Annotated in this window: 16 protein-coding genes; 13 read left to right on the forward strand and 3 right to left on the reverse strand. The window is 61.6% G+C overall.

Features of this window, described 5'->3' with window-relative positions; genetic code table 11:
• Positions 1 to 322: 322 nt before the first annotated feature.
• The 8 genes from ACJ8PE_RS16670 to rbsK are packed head-to-tail and all read left to right on the forward strand — an operon-like array spanning position 323 to position 8,261.
• A complete protein-coding gene (locus ACJ8PE_RS16670; RefSeq protein ID WP_033644759.1) occupies positions 323 to 1,141 on the forward strand; it encodes a DeoR/GlpR family DNA-binding transcription regulator in 819 nt (272 codons plus the stop codon).
• Positions 1,142 to 1,189: 48 nt separating this feature from the next.
• A complete protein-coding gene (locus ACJ8PE_RS16675) occupies positions 1,190 to 2,173 on the forward strand; it encodes a substrate-binding domain-containing protein (RefSeq protein ID WP_025304134.1) in 984 nt (327 codons plus the stop codon).
• A gap of 2 nt (positions 2,174 to 2,175) precedes the next feature.
• Positions 2,176 to 3,693 (forward strand): sugar ABC transporter ATP-binding protein, encoded by a 1,518-nt coding sequence (locus ACJ8PE_RS16680; protein ID WP_404769123.1) that lies wholly within the window; start codon positions 2,176 to 2,178, stop codon positions 3,691 to 3,693.
• Positions 3,686 to 4,672: an ABC transporter permease gene (locus ACJ8PE_RS16685; protein WP_197760469.1), complete on the forward strand. Its 987-nt coding sequence runs from the start codon at positions 3,686 to 3,688 to the stop codon at positions 4,670 to 4,672. The genes ACJ8PE_RS16680 and ACJ8PE_RS16685 overlap by 8 nt, the downstream gene beginning before the upstream one ends.
• A 10-nt stretch (positions 4,673 to 4,682) precedes the next feature.
• On the forward strand, positions 4,683 to 5,717 hold the full coding sequence (locus ACJ8PE_RS16690; protein WP_033652172.1) for an ABC transporter permease: 1,035 nt from the start codon (positions 4,683 to 4,685) through the stop codon (positions 5,715 to 5,717).
• Positions 5,718 to 5,747: 30 nt separating this feature from the next.
• Positions 5,748 to 6,419 (forward strand): D-allulose 6-phosphate 3-epimerase, encoded by a 672-nt coding sequence (gene alsE / locus ACJ8PE_RS16695; RefSeq protein ID WP_197760468.1) that lies wholly within the window; start codon positions 5,748 to 5,750, stop codon positions 6,417 to 6,419.
• A 10-nt stretch (positions 6,420 to 6,429) separates the two neighbouring features.
• The gene (alsK, locus tag ACJ8PE_RS16700; protein WP_193160550.1) at positions 6,430 to 7,338 is read left to right on the forward strand and encodes an allose kinase; all 909 of its coding nucleotides are present in this window, start codon (positions 6,430 to 6,432) and stop codon (positions 7,336 to 7,338) included.
• Positions 7,335 to 8,261 (forward strand): ribokinase, encoded by a 927-nt coding sequence (gene rbsK / locus ACJ8PE_RS16705; RefSeq protein ID WP_197793091.1) that lies wholly within the window; start codon positions 7,335 to 7,337, stop codon positions 8,259 to 8,261. Before alsK ends, rbsK begins: the two co-directional genes overlap by 4 nt.
• A 40-nt stretch (positions 8,262 to 8,301) precedes the next feature.
• Here rbsK and ACJ8PE_RS16710 read toward each other — a convergent pair whose 3' ends face one another.
• Complete coding sequence (locus ACJ8PE_RS16710; RefSeq protein WP_033644771.1) at positions 8,302 to 8,910, reverse strand: HD domain-containing protein; 609 nt, start codon at positions 8,908 to 8,910, stop codon at positions 8,302 to 8,304.
• 183 nt (positions 8,911 to 9,093) lie between these two features.
• On the opposite strand from ACJ8PE_RS16710, the gene trhA reads away from it, so the two are divergent.
• A complete protein-coding gene (trhA, locus tag ACJ8PE_RS16715; protein WP_033644772.1) occupies positions 9,094 to 9,768 on the forward strand; it encodes a PAQR family membrane homeostasis protein TrhA in 675 nt (224 codons plus the stop codon).
• 150 nt (positions 9,769 to 9,918) lie between these two features.
• Positions 9,919 to 10,416 (forward strand): DUF2165 family protein, encoded by a 498-nt coding sequence (locus ACJ8PE_RS16720; protein WP_142002926.1) that lies wholly within the window; start codon positions 9,919 to 9,921, stop codon positions 10,414 to 10,416.
• Between the two features lie 38 nt (positions 10,417 to 10,454).
• Here ACJ8PE_RS16720 and ygfZ read toward each other — a convergent pair whose 3' ends face one another.
• A complete protein-coding gene (ygfZ, locus tag ACJ8PE_RS16725) occupies positions 10,455 to 11,447 on the reverse strand; it encodes a tRNA-modifying protein YgfZ (protein WP_197793090.1) in 993 nt (330 codons plus the stop codon).
• 320 nt (positions 11,448 to 11,767) lie between these two features.
• On the opposite strand from ygfZ, the gene sdhE reads away from it, so the two are divergent.
• Both sdhE and ACJ8PE_RS16735 read left to right on the forward strand, forming a co-directional pair.
• The gene (gene sdhE, locus ACJ8PE_RS16730) at positions 11,768 to 12,034 is read left to right on the forward strand and encodes an FAD assembly factor SdhE (protein ID WP_019455657.1); all 267 of its coding nucleotides are present in this window, start codon (positions 11,768 to 11,770) and stop codon (positions 12,032 to 12,034) included.
• Positions 12,015 to 12,437: a protein YgfX gene (locus ACJ8PE_RS16735; protein ID WP_197793089.1), complete on the forward strand. Its 423-nt coding sequence runs from the start codon at positions 12,015 to 12,017 to the stop codon at positions 12,435 to 12,437. Before sdhE ends, ACJ8PE_RS16735 begins: the two co-directional genes overlap by 20 nt.
• A 64-nt stretch (positions 12,438 to 12,501) precedes the next feature.
• On the opposite strand, the gene fldB is transcribed toward ACJ8PE_RS16735, so the two are convergent.
• Positions 12,502 to 13,020, reverse strand: a complete 519-nt coding sequence (gene fldB / locus ACJ8PE_RS16740; RefSeq protein ID WP_033635825.1) for a flavodoxin FldB — start codon at positions 13,018 to 13,020, stop codon at positions 12,502 to 12,504.
• 106 nt (positions 13,021 to 13,126) lie between these two features.
• On the opposite strand from fldB, the gene xerD reads away from it, so the two are divergent.
• The gene (gene xerD / locus ACJ8PE_RS16745; RefSeq protein WP_033644935.1) at positions 13,127 to 14,026 is read left to right on the forward strand and encodes a site-specific tyrosine recombinase XerD; all 900 of its coding nucleotides are present in this window, start codon (positions 13,127 to 13,129) and stop codon (positions 14,024 to 14,026) included.
• The last annotated feature ends 13 nt before the right edge of the window (positions 14,027 to 14,039 follow it).

The raw sequence follows: 14,039 nt of genomic DNA on the forward strand, positions 1-14,039 counted from the left end.
TTAGGTAATGCGTTATCAACGCCGGCTGTCTCCTTGCGGCGCTCGGTCAAAACCACATAAACGGTCATTAACGGTCATGCCGCGGAACGTGGAATTGTGACCGTTTACCGTTTCTCTCCTGTCTGCCTCAGGCGGTCGTGCATCATAACTGTCTGTTACTCCACACTTTCGTAATTATTCATTTCATTTCCTTCCCGATTTTTTTGACAACTATCACAGCGCGATCGTTGACCGATCGCGGGGCGATGCGCTTTGCGTCTGCGCGCAAAACGCGGCGCGGCAAATCGATATCGTAATCATCGTCGTGGAGGAGAAAAGAAACATGCTGCCTGTAGAACGTCATCGCTTTATTACCGAAGTCTTGAGCCAGCGCGGCCGCGTGATGGTGCAGGAGGTGGCGCAGCTGTGTCACATCTCTATCGAGACGGCGCGGCGTGATCTGGCCCTGCTGGAACGGCGCGGCCTGCTGCTGCGCAGCCACGGCGGCGCGGTCTTCGTCGAGCCGCCGGCGGTGGAAAAAACCTATGTGCCCGCCGAGATAGATCAGGGGGAGTCCTTCCGCCAGCGCAGCAATGAGTCGCCGGAGCAGAAGACGCGCATCGCCAAACGCGCGCTGGAGTTTATCGCGCCGGGGGATTGCCTGCTGCTGGACAGCAGCTCCACCAGCTGGTTTTTGGCGCGCCAGCTGCCGGATATCTCGCTGGTGGTGCTGACCAACTCGCTGCACATCATCCAGACGCTGGCCTGCAAGGCCAACGTGCGCACCATCGGGCTGGGGGGCGAGTATTCCGCCAAGTACGAGGATTTTATCGGCGTGCTGGCGGAGCAGATGCTGAAAGAGTTCGTGATCAACAAGCTGTTTTTCTCCTGCCACGGCATTTGCCAGGACGGCGGCATCCGCGAGAGCAATGAGCACCATGCGCGGCTGAAGCAACAGATGCTGCTGGCCTCGGAGCGCAAGTTCCTGCTGGTGGACAGCAACAAGTTCGGCCGCCGCTCGTTCGCCCGCATTTGCCATTACCGGGAAATAGATACGCTGATCACCGACAGGCTTGGCGACGATGAGTTTCGTCAGGAATTGGCCTGGAACAACGTCGATGTGATTGAAGTTTCACCCGCCGCGAAAAGGGCGGCGCGATAACAACAACGAAAACCTTTTATTACAGCCAACACTTGTGGAGAGAGAACAATGAAAAAATCCGTACTGGTCGGTCTGTTTGCCTCGCTGCTGCTGTCGGTCTCCGCGCAGGCGGCGGACAAGCTGAAAATGGGCGTGGTGGTGAAGATCGGCGGCATTCCCTGGTTCAACGCCATGGAGGCCGGCATCAAAAGCGAGAGCGCCAAACGCGGCATCGACGCCTGGATGGTCGGGCCGACGGCGGCGGATCCGGCGCTGCAGGTGCGCGCCATCGAGGATCTGATCGCGCAGAAGGTGGACATCATCGGCGTGGTGCCGAACGACGCCCGGGTGCTGGAGCCGGTGCTCAAGCGCGCGCAGGAGGCGGGCATCAAGGTGATCGTGCACGAGTCCCCCGGCCAGAAGTACGCCGACTGGGATTTTGAGCTGGTGGACGCCTCGCAGCACGGGGTCAACCACATGAAAGCGCTGGCCGCCTGCATGAAAGAGCAGGGCAAGTACGCGGTATACGTCGGCAGCCTGACGGTGCCGCTGCACATCACCTGGTCGGACTCGGCCATCAATTACCAGAAGCAGCACTACCCGAACATGCAGCTGGTGGGCGACAAGTTCGGCGTGGGGGAATCGCTGGATGACAGCGTGCGCACCACCAACGATCTGATGGCCAAATATCCCGATCTGAAAGGCGTGCTGGCGTTCGGTTCGCAGGGGCCGATCGGCGCCGGGCGCGCGGTGCTCAACCGCGGCAAAAGCAACGATATCTGCGTCATCGGGCCGTTCAGCCCGGGCCAGGGCGCTTCGCTGGTCAATCGCGGCGCCATCAAGGGCGGTTATATCTGGAACCCGATGGTGGCGGGCGAAGTGTTCGTGCGCATCGCCGACATGATGCACAAGGGCGAAAAAATCACCGATGGCATGACCATCGAAGGCATGGGCAAGGTGCAGGTGGATGCGCAGCAGCACACCATTCTCGGCAACGCCACCGAAAGCCTGGATAAGCAAAACCTGCCGAAGCTGGTGAAGATGGGGCTGTAATCATGGCGATTTCCGGCAATACGGCAACGCGGGGCGCGCCGCTTATCGAACTGCAACAGCTGTCGATGACCTTCGGCGGGCAGCGCGCGCTGAACGATATTTCATTGGCGCTGATGCCGGGGGAGGTGCACTGCCTGGCCGGCACCAATGGCTGCGGCAAGAGTACGTTGATCAAGGCGATCGCCGGCGTGTATCAACCGGATGACGGCAGCCGCATTACCTTCGATGGGCAAACCTTCGGCCGGCTATCGCCGGATCAGGCGCGCGCCTTCGGCATTCAGGTGATCTATCAGGATCTGTCGCTGTTTCCCAACCTGACGGTGGCGGAAAACATCGCCTTTGAGCACAACCTGCACGGGCTATTGGGATGGCACCGCCCGGCGAGGCTGCGGCGCACCGCCGAGCGCCTGCTGCAGGAGCTGAATTTCAATCTCGATCTCGACAAACCGGTAGCGGAACTGCCGATCGCCCAGCGCCAGCAGGTGGCGATTTGCCGCGCGCTGGTGGCGCAGGCACGGCTGGTGATCATGGATGAACCGACCGCCTCGCTGACCCGCACCGAGGTCAATCAGCTGCTGCGCACGGTGGATTATTTGAAAGTGCAGGGCATCTGCGTGGTGTTCGTCAGCCACCGGCTGGACGAGGTGCTGGAGATCTCCGATCGCGTCACGGTGATCCGCGACGGCAACAAGATCGGCACCTGGCCGGCGGCGGAGATCACCGGCGATCGCCTGACCGAATTGATGACCGGCCTGACGCTGGACTATCGCCTGAAGTCACCGAGCATGAATAAGGATCGGGTGATGCTGGAGGCGGATCGTCTCAGCCGCGCCGGGCAGTATCACGATGTCAGCTTCCGCCTGCATCAGGGCGAGGTGCTCGGGCTGTGCGGACTGCTCGGCTCCGGGCGCACCGAGCTGGCGCTGAGCCTGTTCGGCATGACCCGGCCGGACAGCGGCAAGCTTTACCTCGACAGTAAACCGGTGCGCTTTCGCGGCCATGAGGACGCGATCAGGGCCGGCATCGGTTATGTCTCGGAGGATCGCCTGACGCTGGGGCTGGTGCAGCAACAGTCGGTGGCGGACAACGCGGTGCTGACCATTCTCGATAAGCTGCGCGGGCGTTTTCGCCTGATCGATGATTACCGCAAGAATCGCATCGTCGCGGAGTGGATCGCCAAACTCGACGTGCGGGTGGCGGATCCGGATCAGGCGGTTTCGACGCTGTCCGGCGGTAATCAGCAAAAGATCGTGCTGGCCAAGTGGGTGCTGACCCAACCGCGGATCCTGATCCTCGACTCGCCGACCGTCGGTGTCGACGTCGGCGCCAAGGCCAGCATCTACCAACTGATCCATCTGCTGGCGCAGGAGGGGATCGCGATTCTGCTGATCTCCGACGAGGTGCCCGAGGTGTATTACAACTGCGATCGGGTGCTGCACTTTAGCGGCGGCAGCGTGATCGGCGAGTACCTGCCGGAGCAGGTGAGCCAGCAGCAGCTGGCGGAGGCGGTTAATGCGTAGATTCAGTCTGAAACCGCGCGGCAACGAAGGCTACCTGGCCTGGGTGTTGCTGCTGACGGTCATCGTCTTTTCGCTGCTCAGCGATCAGTTTTTGACGGTGCAAAACCTGCTCGACCTCAGCGAAAGCTACGCGGTGAGCGGCATATTCGCCCTCGGCCTGTTCGTGGTGCTGGTGACCGGCGGCATCGACATTTCCTTCGCCGCAGTCGCCTCGGTGGTGCAGTACCTGATCGCCACGCTGGCGACGCATTACGGCCTGGTCAGCCCGACGGGCAGTATTTTGCTGGCGTTGGCGATCGGCGCCGCGCTCGGCATGGTCAACGCGCTGTTGATCTACTGCCTGCGCATCGTCTCGATCATCGTCACCATCAGCATGCAGGCGTTGTTGTTCGGCATGCTGATGTGGCTGACCAACGGCCGCAGCCTGTACGCATTGCCGGACTGGTGGACGCTGCCGCGCAGCGTGCTGCCGTTCCAACTGGGTGAGCAGAGCTATCAGCTCGGTTTGCCGACGCTGGTGATGCTGGCGGTGGCGCTGCTGACCTGGCTGCTGCTGAACAAAACGCACCTCGGGCGCCAGCTGTTTGCCGTGGGCGGGGATGCGGAGTCGGCGCGGCGCATCGGCATCCGCGTCGGCCTGCTGCATCTGTTCGCCTATGGCTATCTGGGCGCGATGGCGGCGATCGGCGGCCTGGTGCAGGTGTATCGCATGGGGGAAGTGGTGCCCAACGCGCTGGTGGGCGGTGAGCTCGACGTGCTGGCGGCGGCGGTGCTGGGTGGCGCCAGCCTGAACGGCGGCAAGGGCAGCGTTGTCGGCACGCTGATGGGGGTGTTCCTGATCGGCGTGCTGAAAAACGGCCTCAACCTGATCGGCGTGTCCAGCTACTTCATGAACGTGGTGATCGGTCTGGTGATCGTCGCGGCGATCACCGTCACTCACTACAAGAAACGCAAAGAAACCGACGTCGGTTTCGCCTGAGGAGCGCTTGATGGGCAACAACCTGAAATTTCGTCCGGACGGGGCCGCCGTCGGTTTGCTGGCCTTGCTGCTGGCGGTGGTGCTCGCCTTCAGCCTGCTGATGCCGGGGCGCTTCTTCAGCGGCGCCACCTTCACCAGCGTGGCCTTCCAGCTGCCGGAGCTGGGTCTGCTGACGCTGGCGATGTTCATCCCGATCCTCAGCGGCGGCCTGAACCTGTGCATTATCGCCAGCGCCAACCTGACCAGCCTGCTGATGGCCTGGCTGTTCATCAGCTACCTGCCGGCGGACGCCGGGCTGGGCTTGCAGGCGCTGTGGCTGGCCTTGGCGCTGGCGGCGGCGATGCTGCTGGCCGGGCTTATCGGCGCGGCGACCGGCGCACTGGTGGCCTACGTCGGCGCGCACCCGATTCTGGTGACGCTGGCCACCATGACCACGGTCAACGGCATCGGCATCTACCTGACGCGCGGCGCAGCCCTGAGCGGCATGCCGGAGATCGTGCGGTTTATCGGCGCCGAGAGCGTGCTGGGCGTGCCGGTGCCACTGTGGATCTTCCTGGCGGTCGCCGCCTTGCTGGCGCTGTTCCTGCAGAAAACCCGGCTCGGCAAATGCATCTACATGAGCGGCAGCAACATCAACGCCACCCACTTCAGCGGCGTGAATACCCATCGGGTGCTGATCGCCATTTACACCCTCTCCAGCCTGCTGTGCGTCATTGCCGGGCTGGTGATGATGGCGCGCTTCAACTCGGCGCGCATGGGCTACGGCGACTCTTACCTGCTGCTGACGGTGCTGGCGATCATTCTGGGCGGCACCGATCCGTTCGGCGGTTTTGGCCGGGTCAGCGGCGTGGTGCTGGCGCTGATCGTGCTGCAGGTGATCGCGACCGGTTTGAATCTGATGAACGTCAGCCCGCATTTCAGTCTGGCGATGTGGGGCGCCGTGCTGATCGCGGTGCTGGCGCTGAAGTTTTTCCGGCATCGCTATCGGCAGCGGCGGGCGATGCGCCGCAGCGCGGCCCAGGCCAGAACTGCGGCGGGCCATTGATCCTTTTCCCTTTTGCGCAGGATAACGCTAATGAAATACCAGATTTCGCCTTCACTGATGTGCATGAACCTGATGGATATCCGCCAACAGTTGGCGGTGCTGAACCGCCGCGCCGATATGCTGCATATCGACATCATGGACGGGCACTACGTTAAAAACATCACGCTGTCGCCGTTCTTTATCGAACAGATCCGCCCGCACACCTCGTTGTTGCTGGATGTGCATCTGATGGTGGAGAACCCGACCGACTTTATTGAGCCAATCGCCAGCGCCGGCGCGGACTTTATCTGCCCGCACGCTGAAACCATCAACCGCGACGCGTTTCGGGTGATCAATCAAATCCGCGCGCTGGGCAAAAAAGTGGGGGTGGTGCTGAACCCGGCCACGCCGGTGGAGTTTATTCGTCACTACCTTCACCTGCTGGACAAGGTCACCGTCATGACCGTCGATCCGGGCTATGCCGGGCAGCCGTTTATTCCCGAAATGCTGGAAAAGATCCGCCAATTGCGCGACCTGAAAAGCCAACAAAATCTGCGCTATTTGATCGAGATCGACGGATCCTGCAACCAGCGCACTTACCGCGATCTGATGGGCGCCGGTGCAGAAGTGTTGATCGTCGGCAGCTCCGGGCTGTTCAATCTCGATCCGGATCTGGAGACGGCATGGGAAAAAATGCTGGATCAGATGCGGCAGGCGGCCTGAGGCGGGGGACATGATGCGGTATTTTCTTGGCGTTGACGTCGGCGGCACCAATACCCGCCTGCTGTTGATGGATGATGAAGGTGAATTCAGCGGTTACCGCAAGATAGCGACCGCCGACTGGGCGCGGCAGGCCGATCCGCTGGCGGCGTTGGGCCGGCTGATCGCCGGGCATTGCCAAGATCGTCAGGTGGCGCAGGTGATGCTGGGGCTGCCGGGGATCCTCAGCCGCGATCGCTCGCGGGTGCTGTCGCTGCCGTTTATCCCGGCGCTGGACGCTCAGCCGGTGGCGGCGCTGTTGGCCGATTTGCTGGCGCTGCCGGTGCGAATGGACAAGGACGTCAATCATCTGCTGTGGTGGGATCTGCAGCAGCTGCCGGCGTTGCCGCAGGTGGCGGTCGGGCTGTATCTGGGCACCGGCATGGGCAACAGCCTGTGGCTGAACGGCGATTTTTACCACGGCGCGCACGGCGCCGCCGGCGAGCTGGGGCACATTCCCTGGCCGGGCCATCAGGGCGAATGCCCGTGCGGTAAACGGGGCTGCGTCGAGAGTCTGACGTCCGGTCACTGGCTAACCGGCTGGGCGCGCGCCAACGCGGCGCAAACGCCGTTTGACCGGCTGTTCGAACGCCACGGCGATCATCCGGATCTGCAGCGCTTCGTCGAGCGATTGGCGCAGACCATCGCCGTCGAAATGAACGTGATCGACCCCCAGTGCCTGATCCTGGGCGGCGGCGTGATCGCCATGCGCGGTTTTCCGCTGGTGCGGCTGGAGCAGGAGATCCGCCGTCATCTGCGCGCGCCGCAGCCGGCGCAGGGGCTGACGATCTCCGTCAGCCGCCTCAGCGACGAAACCGGCAGCAAAGGCGCCTGTCTGGCCGCCCGGCGCCACCTACAATTGAGCAGGGAGTACCAGCAATGAAAGGCAAAGTCTGCGTGTTCGGTTCGTTCAACCTGGATATCGTCGCCGGCATGGCGCGCTTTCCGCAGCCCGGCGAATCGCTGATCGCCCGCAACAGCATGATGGGGGCGGGCGGCAAGGGTGCCAACCAGGCGACCGCCGCGCTGCGCGCCGGGGCGCGGGTGCATTATATCGGCAAGGTGGGGCGCGACGACTTCGGCACGTTCGCCCGGCGCCACCTCGCCGCCGCCGGTTTCGATGCGGTGACGCTGTTCTCTACCGGCGATTGCCCCACCGGCAATGCGCTTATCTACGTTGCCGGCGAGGATGCGGAAAACATGATCGCCGTCGATCCCGGCGCCAACCTGACGGTCAGCGAAGACGAGGTGCGTCAGTGCCGGCCGGCGATCGCCGCGGCGGATATACTGCTGACTCAATTGGAGAACAACCTGCCGGCGATCGAGCAGGTGATCGCCATTGCCCGCGAAGCGCAAACGTTCATCATACTCAACCCGGCGCCGTTTCAGCCGGTGCCGGACAGCCTGTTGGCGCAGGTCGATCTGCTGACGCCCAACGCCACCGAGTGCACGTTGCTGACCGGCGTGCCGGTGCGCGATGTGGCTTCGGCGCGCCAGGCAGCGCAGGTGTTGCACGCCAAGGGCATTCGTTTGCTGATCGTGACGTTGGGCACGCAGGGGGCGTTGTTCTCGGACGGGGAAAACAGCGAGCTGATCCCGGCGTTTCCGGCACAGCCGAAAGACACCACCGGCGCGGGCGATGCGTTTAACGGCGCCCTGGCGGCGCAGCTGGCGAATCAGGTGCCGTTAGCCGAGGCGGTGCGCTTTGCCGCCGCCTATGCGGCGGTCTGCGTGGAGCGCGCCGGTGCGGCGGGGTCGATGCCGAGCTATGAGGAGGCGTTGGAACGCCAACGGATGTTCGCGTGACGATAACGGGCTGCGGCGCGGAGGCGGCAGCCCGGTTCCCTTATTTCAACCAGCCTTTGCGCTGCGCGTCCCGCAGATGTTGCTCCAGGTGGCGCCACAGCTCGGGATGCACGTCGGCGATCGCCGCATTGCGCGACAGTACCTGCTCCAGGCTGATGCCGTTTTCCACCCAGCTCTGGCCTTCGTTGTGCAGGTTCATCAGCATCGGCATGGTGCGATCCAGCAGCAAGGCGAAGCGGGCATCGGCGCTTTCGCCCTCTTCATACTCCTGCCATAAAGCGGTGAAATACTCGCGCTGTGTCTGCGGCAGCATGCCGAACAGACGGCGCGCCGCCGCCACTTCCTGATCGTGGATCGCCGCGCGGGCGGCCAGATCGTAGACCAGTACGTCACCGGCGTCGATTTCCACGATGTCATGCAGCAGCGCCATCTGGATCACGCGCTGAATGTCTACGTCATCACCGGCGTACGGGGCCAGGCTCATGGCGGCGATGGCGAAGTGCCAACTGTGTTCGGCGGAGTTTTCCTGGCGCTGGGTGCCCAGCACTTTGGTGCGGCGTTGCACGCCTTTCAACTTATCGATTTCCATCAGGAACTGGATGGCCTGGGTCATTGAACCGAAATCTAACGCGGGTACAGCGGATGACATGGTGTAAACCTCAAGGTGGGTGGGTTGAAGCCTGACGATTGTAGACCACCGGGCAGGGGATTTCGATGGTTACACGCGTTCACATTTTTATTTTAGCGTACACGTGTACACTGGAATTATTCTCAGTTAAGCTGCTTTGCGTTAATTTCGAACAAAGCAGGGCATTTTGAGGGGTTGCGCGTTATGGGGAAAACGGACGTAGTGAAAGCCGGGACCAATAAGATTGTCGCCGCGGCTTATCCGTGGGCGGAAGAGATCGCCAACAGCATCAGCCACGGCATCGGGCTGGTGTTCGGCATCGTCGGCCTGGTGTTGCTGTTGGTGCAGGCGGTGAATACCGGCGCCGATGCGACGGCCATCACCAGTTACAGCCTGTACGGCGGCAGCATGATCCTGCTGTTTCTCGCTTCCACGCTGTACCATGCGATTCCGCACCAGAAGGCCAAGCATTGGCTGAAAAAGTTCGATCACTGCGCCATTTATCTCCTGATTGCTGGCACTTACACACCGTTTTTGCTGGTGGGGCTGGATTCGCCGCTGGCGAAGGGATTGATGGCGGTAATCTGGGGGTTGGCGCTGCTCGGCGTGCTGTTCAAACTGGCCTTCGCCCACCGTTTTGAAGCCCTGTCGTTGGTGACCTACCTGACGATGGGCTGGCTGTCGCTGATCGTGATTTATCAGTTGGTCACGCGGCTGGAGGCCGGCGGCGTCACGCTGCTGGCGATCGGCGGGGTGGTCTATACCCTGGGCGTGATTTTCTACGCTTCCAAGCGCATTCGCTTTGGCCACGCCATCTGGCACGGCTTCGTGCTCGGCGGCAGCGCCTGCCATTTCATGGCGATCTACCTGTACGTCTAAGCGTTGCCGCTACGTCTGAATGCGTATTGAACTGGCGCCTCTTTTGTTTTAAAAAAGAAGCGCTTGCTTCTTTCGGGTATCCAGCAAGCCCGTTCCTTCATTTCTGAGCCCGCATACCGTTTCTTTAACCTCTGTTCAGGACTCACCAAGATGATCGTTCGCTTATCCAAAGCGCTGCTGGTCTGCGCTATCGCCTTGTTCGCTTCGCTGGTCGCCTTCGGCAACATCACCGACTACGGCTCCAACTTCGCCTTTGTGCGCCATGTCTTTATGATGGACACGATTTTCCCCGACGCCACCATCGGCTATCGCTCGATACAGACGCCGTGGCTGCATCACGCCGGTTATATTTTCATCATCGCGCTGGAAAGCCTGACCGCGCTGCTGTGCTGGATCGGCGGCCTGCGACTGTTGGGCGGCCTGAAACTGCCCGCCAGGGCCTTTAACGGCCGCAAAAAGCTGGCGGTGGTCGGCCTGACGCTGGGCTTCCTCACCTGGCAGGTCGGTTTCATGTCGATAGGCGGCGAGTGGTTCGGCATGTGGATGTCAAAGCAGTGGAACGGCGTCCCCGATGCCTTTCGTTTCTTCATCACCATCATTTTGGTGCTGATTTATCTGGTACAGCGCGACGGGGAGATGGACGAGTAACGAAGATGGCCGCAGGCAGGGCGCCTGCGGCCGACGGATTATTTCTCTTCGGCCAGCGAGTAGGGCAAGGGTTTGATCGCCAACTGGCTGGCGGCATCGTCGCGCACCCGCAGCTTGCTGTCGGCGTCCAAATCGTTGTTCATCACCACCTGCACCCACAGCGTGCCGTCGGCCAATTGGCTCGACGCCAGTACGGTGCCGGTGCGGCGCCAATTTTCACCCAGCTGCAGCTCCAGATCTTCCGCCGCCTGCGGGGCGCGAGCTGCTTTACCTTCCAGCCAGTAGAGCGCGCGTTTGTTGGCGCCGCGGAATTTGGCGCGCGCCACCATCTCCTGGCCGGTATAGCAGCCCTTGCTGAAGCTGATGCCTTCCAGCGCCTGCAGGTTGGTGGCCTGCGGGATCAGCTGCGCGCTGTTGGCGGCGTCGATAACCGGATAACCGGCTTCGAGCTCCAGCGCCAGCCACTGGCTGCTGTCATTCAGTTCCGCCTGATCATGCAGTTTCCCGATCAGCTGTTCGGCCACGGCGGGGCGGGTCACCAGCAGAAAACGTTCCGCCGGCGCAGCGAAGTGCAGCAGCGTGGTTTCGCCTTCCTGCACCACCGGGTGCTCGGCGCTCGGCAGCGTGGCGAACAGGCCCGCCAGCGCGGCGCGCGCCTGGAAACCGGCGACCCCCAGCAATACTGCGTCATTATCGGCGGCGATGGTGACTTTGGAGAACACCGCATATTTTTTGATTTCAGCCAGTTGGCTGTCCAGCACGCTGCGGCGCTCCAGATAGGCGAAGCCTTCGCCACGGTGGAACAGACGCAGGTTGCTCCACATTTTGCCCTTGGCGTCGCAGTGGGCGCACAGCACGTGTTGATCGGCCGCCAGCGCGTCGATGTCCGCCGTCACCTGGCCCTGGAGATATTTCACCGCGTCCGGCCCGTTCAGCGTCACCAGCGCCCAATCTTCCAGCGAGATCAGCGTCAGGGGCAGATGGGTGGAAGCGGAGGGCTGACGGGGTGGGAATGGAATGTTATGCGCCATAGTAAGTTCCTGCTCAACGTTTAGCTTACCTGAAGGGTATTGAACCCATGGTAAAAGAGGCGGCGGGCTTTGCAAACTGTTATTCGCGCCGCGGCGCCGGGGGGCGCTTTTTTTGGCATTTTGCGCTTTATTGCGTTTTCCGCCACAAAGCGCCTTCCCGGCGTGTATGTCAAATTGTTACTCTATAGGCTTGCGGCCAGGGCACCCTTGCAGACAGATCCCCGGTTGATGGAATTATATTGCGACGGCGTTGCCATACAGTGTGTCATTTGAACCCTGCGCTGGCGCTGCCGCGCTGAAAAGAGGTGAGTCATAACAACATGGATATTAACAACAAAGCACGTATTCACTGGGCTTGCCGTCGTGGCATGCGCGAGCTGGACATCTCCATCATGCCGTTCTTCGAATACGAATACGACAGCCTGAATGACGCGGACAAGGCGCTGTTCATCCGTCTGCTCGAGTGCGACGATCCCGATTTGTTCAACTGGCTGATGAATCATGGCGCGCCGCAGGACAGCGAGCTGCAAAGAATGGTGACCCTGATCCAAACGCGAAATAAAGATCGTGGCCCAGTGGCGATGTGATATCCGCATTTCCTGGCGCACCCAGCTGTTCTCTCTGTTGACCCACGGCGTCCTGATCCTGCTGATCCTGATTTCGCCCTGGCCGGAAGGCTTTGGTCCGCTCTGGCTGGTGTTGCTGACGCTGGTGGTGTTTCAGTGCATTCGCAGCCAGAAGCGCATCGCTGCGGTGCAGGGTGAACTGCGGCTGCTGGCGGACAGGCGTTTCAGCTGGCACGGCCGAGAATGGCGGCTGGCGAAAAAGCCCTGGATGCCGGGCTACGGCCTGCTGCTGACGCTACTGCCTATGGAGGGCAAAAAGCGCCGTCGGCTGTGGCTGGCTTCCGACTGCATGAGCAAAGAGGAGTGGCGCCACCTGCGGCAGCTGTTGCTGTATCCGCCGGCGGGTGACGGCGAACAAGACTGATAGGGGCGCCGGCGCGAATCATGTCGCCGGCGCTCGGCGTTTGGGGAAGATCGCCCGATAGCGGCTACAGCAGCGGCTCCATCTCCAACAGGATCTGTTCGCACCATTGCTGCAGGCGCTCTTCGCTCAGGTCGTATTGGTTGACCTCATCGAGCGCCAGGCCGACGAAGTGTTTGCCGTCGGCGCTCAGCGGTTTGGGGCTGGTGAACTCGAAGCCCTCAGTTGGCCAGAAGCCGATGAACTGCACGCCCAGCGGCGCGATGTGATCGTGCAGCATACCTAGCGCGTCGAGGAACCACTCGCCGTAACCGAGCTGATCGCCCATGCCGTACATGGCGACGATCTTGCCTTTCAGATCCAGCGCCGGCAGCTGCGGCCAGATCGCTTCCCAGTCTTCCTGCAGTTCGCCGAAATCCCAGGTCGGGATGCCGAGGATGAGAATGGAATAGTCCTCCATCAGCTTGGGCGAGACGTCTTTCAGGTTGTGCAGGTCGACCAGGTCTTCACCCAGAATCTCACGGATTTTTTCTGCCGCCATCTCGGTGTAGCAGGTGCTGGAGCCGTAAAACAGACCAATCTTCATGTGTAAACCGTTACGTTGCTGTTTAGAGAATTGCAGCGAGTATACCTGATTTGCGTCGGCTTAAGGCATAATGGCGCGGGTGGAAATGCAACGAAGAGAGGACCGCGTGCAACAGCAAGACAATGCGCTGATTGAGCAATTCCTGGATGCGCTGTGGCTTGAGCGCAATCTGGCGGAAAATACGCTGGCCTCCTACCGGCTGGATTTGCAGGCCCTGGGCGCCTGGCTTGGCCAGCAAAACACCGACTTGCTGCAGGCTCAGGCCTTGGATCTGCAGGCGTTTCTCGCCGAGCGGGTGGACGGCGGCTACAAGGCCACCAGCTCCGCGCGCTTGCTGAGCGCCATGCGTCGCCTGTTTCAGTATCTGTACCGCGAAAAGCTGCGCGCCGACGATCCCACCGCACAGCTGGCTTCCCCGAAGCTGCCGCAGCGTTTGCCGAAGGATCTGAGCGAGGCACAGGTCGATGCGCTGCTGCAGGCGCCCTGCGTCGATCAGCCGCTGGAGCTGCGCGACAAGGCGATGCTCGAGGTGTTGTACGCGACCGGGCTGCGGGTCTCTGAGCTGGTGGGGTTGAACATCAGCGACGTCAGCCTGCGTCAGGGCGTGGTGCGGGTGATCGGCAAGGGCAACAAGGAGCGGCTGGTGCCGCTGGGCGAAGAAGCGGTCTACTGGATAGAAAATTATCTGGAGCACGGGCGCCCGTGGCTGGTCAACGGCCAGACGCTGGATGTGCTGTTCCCCAGCAACCGGTGTCAGCAAATGACCCGACAGACGTTCTGGCATCGCATCAAACACTATGCCATCCTTGCGGGCATCGACAGCGAGCGTCTGTCGCCGCACGTGTTGCGGCACGCGTTCGCCACCCATTTGCTGAACCATGGGGCCGATCTCCGTGTCGTACAGATGTTGTTAGGCCACAGCGATCTCTCGACCACGCAAATTTATACTCATGTAGCGACCGAACGACTGAAACAGCTACATCAACAGCATCACCCGCGCGCCTGAGCGGCGGGTTCGA

Origin of the sequence: Serratia sp. CY74737 (assembly GCF_052166775.1) — a bacterium.
Taxonomy (GTDB): Bacteria; Pseudomonadota; Gammaproteobacteria; order Enterobacterales; family Enterobacteriaceae; genus Serratia; species Serratia ureilytica.

Bases quoted from the DNA above. Each gene is read 5' to 3' on its own strand.
- rbsK (WP_197793091.1), top strand. From the start codon at position 7,335: ATGAAAGGCAAAGTCTGCGTGTTCGGTTCGTTCAACCTGGATATCGTC.
- ACJ8PE_RS16675 (WP_025304134.1), top strand. From the start codon at position 1,190: ATGAAAAAATCCGTACTGGTCGGTCTGTTTGCCTCGCTGCTGCTGTCG.
- fldB (WP_033635825.1), bottom strand. From the start codon at position 13,020: ATGAAGATTGGTCTGTTTTACGGCTCCAGCACCTGCTACACCGAGATG.
- trhA (WP_033644772.1), top strand. From the start codon at position 9,094: ATGGGGAAAACGGACGTAGTGAAAGCCGGGACCAATAAGATTGTCGCC.
- alsE (WP_197760468.1), top strand. From the start codon at position 5,748: ATGAAATACCAGATTTCGCCTTCACTGATGTGCATGAACCTGATGGAT.
- alsK (WP_193160550.1), top strand. From the start codon at position 6,430: ATGATGCGGTATTTTCTTGGCGTTGACGTCGGCGGCACCAATACCCGC.
- ACJ8PE_RS16720 (WP_142002926.1), top strand. From the start codon at position 9,919: ATGATCGTTCGCTTATCCAAAGCGCTGCTGGTCTGCGCTATCGCCTTG.
- ACJ8PE_RS16670 (WP_033644759.1), top strand. From the start codon at position 323: ATGCTGCCTGTAGAACGTCATCGCTTTATTACCGAAGTCTTGAGCCAG.
- ACJ8PE_RS16690 (WP_033652172.1), top strand. From the start codon at position 4,683: ATGGGCAACAACCTGAAATTTCGTCCGGACGGGGCCGCCGTCGGTTTG.
- ACJ8PE_RS16710 (WP_033644771.1), bottom strand. From the start codon at position 8,910: ATGTCATCCGCTGTACCCGCGTTAGATTTCGGTTCAATGACCCAGGCC.
- ACJ8PE_RS16685 (WP_197760469.1), top strand. From the start codon at position 3,686: ATGCGTAGATTCAGTCTGAAACCGCGCGGCAACGAAGGCTACCTGGCC.
- ACJ8PE_RS16680 (WP_404769123.1), top strand. From the start codon at position 2,176: ATGGCGATTTCCGGCAATACGGCAACGCGGGGCGCGCCGCTTATCGAA.
- ygfZ (WP_197793090.1), bottom strand. From the start codon at position 11,447: ATGGCGCATAACATTCCATTCCCACCCCGTCAGCCCTCCGCTTCCACC.
- sdhE (WP_019455657.1), top strand. From the start codon at position 11,768: ATGGATATTAACAACAAAGCACGTATTCACTGGGCTTGCCGTCGTGGC.